The following is a 5197-nucleotide window of genomic DNA, read 5'->3' on the forward strand; positions in this document are numbered from 1 at the left end:
ACCCCACCCCGCCCGAGCCGCCGGACGCTGCTGCGCGCCGCCGGCGCCGGCCTCGCCACGGCGGCGCTCGCCGGCTGCGGCGACCCGACGACCGCGGCCGGCCGCACGCCGGTCCGCTTCTTCCAGAACAAGCCCGAGGTCATCGAGTACTTCGCGAAGCTCGTCGCGGAGTTCAACGCCTCGCAGGGTCGGGTCGAGGCCGTCCACGACTCCTCGCAGACGGCCCTGGTGCCGCAGTTCGTGCGCAACGAACCCCCGGACCTGGCCGCGTGGAACTACAACCTCGAGGTCGGCAACTACGTCTCGACGGGGGTGCTGACCGACCTCTCCGACCTGCCCGAGGCCAAGCAGGTCGACCCGCAGTACCAGTCGCTCGTCGACCAGTTCGCCCGCAACGACGGCGAGACCAACGTGCTGCCGTACTCGGTGACGTCCGCGGGCGTCATCTACAACGCGCGCCTGTTCGAGCAGAACGGCGTCGCGGTGCCGCAGACGTGGACCGAGCTCATCGCGGCCTGCCAGACCTTCCGCGCCGCCGGCGTGACCCCGCTGTACCTCACGGCCCAGGAGGTCTGGACGCTGCAGCAGGGGCTCTTCGACTACTGCACGGGCAGCGCCGTCGACGTCGCGGGCTTCTTCGAGGACCTGCGCGCCCAGGGCACCGACGCCGGGCCGGACGCCGACGTCTCGTTCACGAAGGTGTTCGCCGAGGCCGCCGAGAAGATGGTGGAGCTGGCCTCCTACGCGAACGCGGACTCCGCGAGCCGGGCCTACGCCGACGGCAACCTGGCCTTCGGGCGCGGCGAGGCGGCCATGTACTTGCAGGGCCCGTGGGCCCTGGGCGAGGTCACCAAGGTCGACCCCGCCCTGCCGCTGGGCACGTTCCCGCTGCCCATGACGGAGGAGCCCGGTCAGGCCGCCGCGCGCGTGAACCTCGACCTGGCGCTGTGGATCCCCACGGCGTCGCCGTCCCAGGCCGCGGCGCGCACCTTCCTGCAGTGGCTCATGAGCCCCGAGGTCATCGCCCGCTACAACGCCGACAACCTCGCGACGTCGCCCCTGCTCGACGCCGCCCCCCTGCAGGACCCGCGCGTGGTCGGCCTGCAGCCCGCCCTCGACGCGGGCCGCATTTACCAGGGCGCGAGCACCTACGTCCCGCAGTCGATCCCGGTCGGCAACTACCTGCAGGACGCGATCCGCACCGGCGACGGCGCCGGACTGCTGCGCCGCATCGACGAGGACTGGGCGCGGCTCGCCGCCCGCTCGGCCGCCTGACCCGCCCACGACCGAAGGAGTCATCGTGGCCACCACCTCGGCACCGTCCCCCCGCGGGCGGGCGGCCTCGCGCGCGCGCGAGGACGTCCCCGCCGTCCGCACCCGCCCGGCGCGCCGCCGCCCCGACCGCGTGTCCTACCTGTTCCTGCTGCCCGCCGTCGTGCTCTTCACCGTGTTCATCACGCTGCCGGCGCTGGCCGGGGCGGTCATCAGCCTCACCGACTACGTCGGGTTCGGTGAGTGGCGCTTCATCGGCCTGGCCAACTACGCCGTGCTGTTCACCGACCCGAACGTCCTGCAGTCCTACGGGTTCACCATCGGGTTCTCGATCGTCACCGTCGTGCTCGTCAACGTCGTGGCCCTCGTGCTCGCCCTGGGGCTCAACGCCCGCATCAAGCTGAAGACGGCGCTGCGCGGCGTGTTCTTCCTGCCCATGGTCGTCTCGGGCATCGTCATCGCCTTCGTCTTCAACTACCTGTTCTCGACGTCGCTGCCCGCGCTGGCCTCCACCCTGGGCCTCACGGGTCTCGAGCAGAGCCTGCTGGCCGACCCGGACCTCGCCTGGATCGCGGTCGTCCTCGTGACGGCGTGGCAGGCGGTCCCGAGCGCCCTCATCATCTACCTCGCGGGGCTGCTCGCGGTGCCCGAGGACGTCTACGAGGCCGCGGCCCTCGACGGCGCCACCGCGTGGCGGCAGTTCTGGGGCATCACGCTCCCGCTGGTGTCGGGCTACGTCGTCATCAACACCGTGCTCGGGTTCAAGAACTTCCTCAACGCCTACGACATCATCGTCGGCCTCACCGACGGCGGCCCCGGCACCGCCACCCGCAGCGTGGCGATGACCATCTTCACGGGCTTCACCAGCGGCGACTACGCCTACCAGATGGCCAACGCGGTGATCTTCTTCGTGCTCACCGTCGTCATCTCCGTCCTGCAGCTGCAGATCATCCGCCGCCGAGGAGTGTCGCTCTGATGGTCACCGTCGACCCCGCGTCCGTGAACTCCGCCTCCGCCGCCGCCGCCTCGCGCGGCGCCCGTCCCCAGCGCCCCCTCGAGGTCGTCGGCCGCCGCCGGCGCGGCCGCGGCTGGGGCCTGACCCTCCTGCTGCTGCTCGCGGGCCTCACCGTCCTCGTGCCGCTGTACTTCGCGGTCGTCATGGCGTTCAAGACGCCCGAGCAGGCCGTCGCCGGCACCGGCTTCGCCCTGCCGTCGCCGCTGAACTGGGGCAGCTTCGTCGACGCGTGGACCCTGACCGGCTTCGCCCGCGCGTTCCTCGTGTCCGCGGCCGTCAGCGCCGCCAGCGTCGCGGGCGTGCTGCTGCTCGCCTCGTGCGCGTCGTACGCGATCGTGCGCAACTGGGACCACCGCCTGTTCCGGTGGTCCTACGTCTACCTGCTGGCCGCGATGTTCATCCCGTTCCCGGTGGTCGCCCTGCCGCAGGTGAAGCTGACCGCGGAGCTCGGGCTCGCCAACCCGGGCGGGGTCGCGCTGCTGCACGTCATGTTCCAGCTGTCCTTCAGCGTGCTGCTGTACTCCGCGTTCCTGCGCTCGATCCCGAACGAGCTCGAGGAGGCGGCCCGCATGGACGGCGCCAGCACGTGGCAGGTGTTCTGGCGGCTGATCTTCCCGCTGCTGGCCCCGATGAACGCCACGGTCGGGATCTTCGCGTTCCTCGCGAGCTGGAACGACTACATGATGCCGTCGCTGATCACGGCCGACCAGACGCTGCAGACCATCCCTGTCGTGCAGAAGATCTTCCAGCTGGCGTTCTCCACCGACTACAACGTGGCGTTCGCCTCCTACCTGATGGCGATGGCGCCGACGATCCTCGTCTACGTCTTCGCCCAGCGCTGGGTGATGTCGGGCGTCACGCGCGGCGCCATCAAGTAGGACCTCAGCGGACGGCGAGCAGCAGCTCCTCGGCGATCCGCTCCCCGGCCGCGGCCCCGGTGTCGTGCACGAGCACGACGCCGGGGTCGTCCCAGCCGGCCCGCAGCAGCTCCCCGTGGCCCGGCCGCCAGCCCCGCTCGGCCGCGAGCAGCAGGTCGACGTCGAGCAGGGAGTCGCCCGCGGCGACGAAGCCCGCGGCCCCGCGGCGGCGCACCACCTCGGCCACCGCGGCGGACTTCGTCAGCGCCCGCGGCACGGCGTACAGCTTGCGGCCCTGCAGCGAGACGCCGTAGCCCCAGCCGTCGAGCAGGGCGGTGAGCTCGCCCAGGCGGGCCCCCTCCAGCGGCGGCCGCTGCCCCTCGCGCAGCACGACGTAGGCGAACAGCCCCTCGACGCTGCGGACCGCGGGGTCGGCCGACCCGGGCACGAGGGCGCGCAGCTCGGCCGCGAGCCGGGCGAGGACCGCGTGCACCTCGGGCAGCGCGCGCGCGGCCGCCAGGTTCGCCCGCACCTGCGCCGACCACGCCGCGTCGGGCCGGCCGTCGAGGAGCAGGACGCCACCGTTGGCGCACACCGCCCACGCGGGAGGCGCTGCGGGCCAGCGGATCCGCGCGTACTGCGCGGGCGTGCGGGTCGTCACGGGCACGAAGTCGCCCGTGGCCAGCAGCTCCCGCAGCAGGTCCCACGCCCGGGGGGTCACGTAGGAGATCGTGCGCCCCTCGTACTCCTCCACGGCGACGAGGCCGGCCACGTCGCGCGCGGCGGAGCGCTCGGAGAACACGAGGGTCTGGTCCAGGTCGCTCGCGGCGAGCAGCCTCACACCGCCCGCCCGTCGGCGCCCGTGGCGCCCCGCGTGAACCGGGGGTGGATCAGCCCGACCGCGCTGTAGGCGAGGCCCGGCACCTCCTCGACGGCGACGCCGCGCTGGTCGGCCAGCAGCCGCACGTGCGCCAGGTCGCCGGGGTGGCCGAGGTCCCGCTCGGGCCGCACGAGGACGCGCCACGGGACGCGGCGCAGCAGCACGCGCGTGGTCTCCCCCACCCCCGGCTTGACGAGGTTCACGTCGCCGATGCCGTAGCGGCGGGACAGCTCCTCGACCGCGGCCCACCCCGCGAAGGTCGGCTCCCGCGGGCCGGCCTGGACGGCGTCGGCCGCGGCGGGGACCTCGGCGGCGACCTCGTCGAAGCGGTCGGACACCGCGTCGAGGAACTCCCCCGAGACGTCGGCGCCGGCCAGCCCGGCGTAGAACTTCGCGCCGTGGAACTGCCCGGGCCGCAGCAGCCGGTCGTTCAGGACGGTCCGGCTCACCAGGCCGGACACCGTGGAGTTCAGGCAGGCCGACGGGACGAGGTAGTCCTCGCGCGTGCCGAACGTGCGCACGCAGGCGCCGGGGTCGGCGAGGACCGCGAGGTCGTCGGAGAACCCGCCCGCCCCCGCGGCCCCCGCCTCGCGCAGCGCCTGCGACAGCTCCCGGACGATGGCGCCCTTGCCCGTCCAGCCGTCGACGAACACCACGCGCGCCGGGTCGTGGTGGCGCGCGAGCCACCGCAGCGCCACCTCGTCGAGGCCGCGCCCCCGCACGATGGACACCGCGTGGTGCGGCCAGTCGAGGCCCCAGCGCGCGGCGGCGCGCCGCAGCAGGACGCCGACGGGCGTGCCCGCGCGCGCGAGGGAGGCCAGGACCACGGCGTCGCCGCGCTCGCGGCGCAGCAGCTCCGCGACCACGCCGACCCCGAGGGCGACCCGGCGCGCCGAGCGCTGCAGCGCCTCGCCGAACAGCGCCTGGTACTCGGGGCTCGGCTGGAACTCCACGGGCAGCGACTCGGCGTAGTGGGCGCCGCCGGACTGCACGGCCTCCTCGCGCTCCTCGGCCGGCGCCTCCAGCGCCACGCCGGACAGGTCGGTGAGCAGCCAGCTCACCTCGTCCGGGGCGTAGGAGCCGAAGACGGGGCCGACGAGCGGGTCGGGCAGCGGCCCGGCCGAGGCGGCGGTGGGCGGTGCGGCGGTCACGGGGACGCCTCCGGGGGGTCGG

Annotated in this window: 5 protein-coding genes; 3 read left to right on the forward strand and 2 right to left on the reverse strand. The window is 73.9% G+C overall.

All coding sequences use genetic code 11. The features are described 5' to 3' along the window. From GTR02_RS19675 to GTR02_RS19685, 3 genes are all read left to right on the forward strand, one after another. The coding region (locus tag GTR02_RS19675) for an ABC transporter substrate-binding protein (protein WP_205709660.1) at window positions 1-1275 on the forward strand (1275 nt) is incomplete at its 5' end. Between the two features lie 25 nt (window positions 1276-1300). Then, window positions 1301-2248 (forward strand): ABC transporter permease subunit, encoded by a 948-nt coding sequence (locus GTR02_RS23460; RefSeq protein ID WP_166609178.1) that lies wholly within the window; start codon window positions 1301-1303, stop codon window positions 2246-2248. Beyond that, entirely contained in the window at window positions 2248-3165 is a 918-nt protein-coding gene (locus tag GTR02_RS19685; RefSeq protein ID WP_166609179.1) for a carbohydrate ABC transporter permease, read from the forward strand. The genes GTR02_RS23460 and GTR02_RS19685 overlap by 1 nt, the downstream gene beginning before the upstream one ends. 4 nt (window positions 3166-3169) lie before the next feature. On the opposite strand, the gene GTR02_RS19690 is transcribed toward GTR02_RS19685, so the two are convergent. After that, window positions 3170-3985: an HAD family hydrolase gene (locus GTR02_RS19690; protein WP_166609180.1), complete on the reverse strand. Its 816-nt coding sequence runs from the start codon at window positions 3983-3985 to the stop codon at window positions 3170-3172. Next, the coding region (locus GTR02_RS19695) for a cysteine protease StiP family protein (RefSeq protein ID WP_338073944.1) at window positions 3982-5197 on the reverse strand (1216 nt) is incomplete at its 5' end. The genes GTR02_RS19690 and GTR02_RS19695, both read right to left, overlap by 4 nt.

This window comes from Kineococcus siccus (assembly GCF_009906795.1).
Lineage (GTDB): Bacteria > Actinomycetota > Actinomycetes > Actinomycetales > Kineococcaceae > Kineococcus > Kineococcus siccus.

Bases quoted from the DNA above. Each gene is read 5' to 3' on its own strand.
- GTR02_RS19685 (WP_166609179.1), top strand. From the start codon at position 2,248: ATGGTCACCGTCGACCCCGCGTCCGTGAACTCCGCCTCCGCCGCCGCC.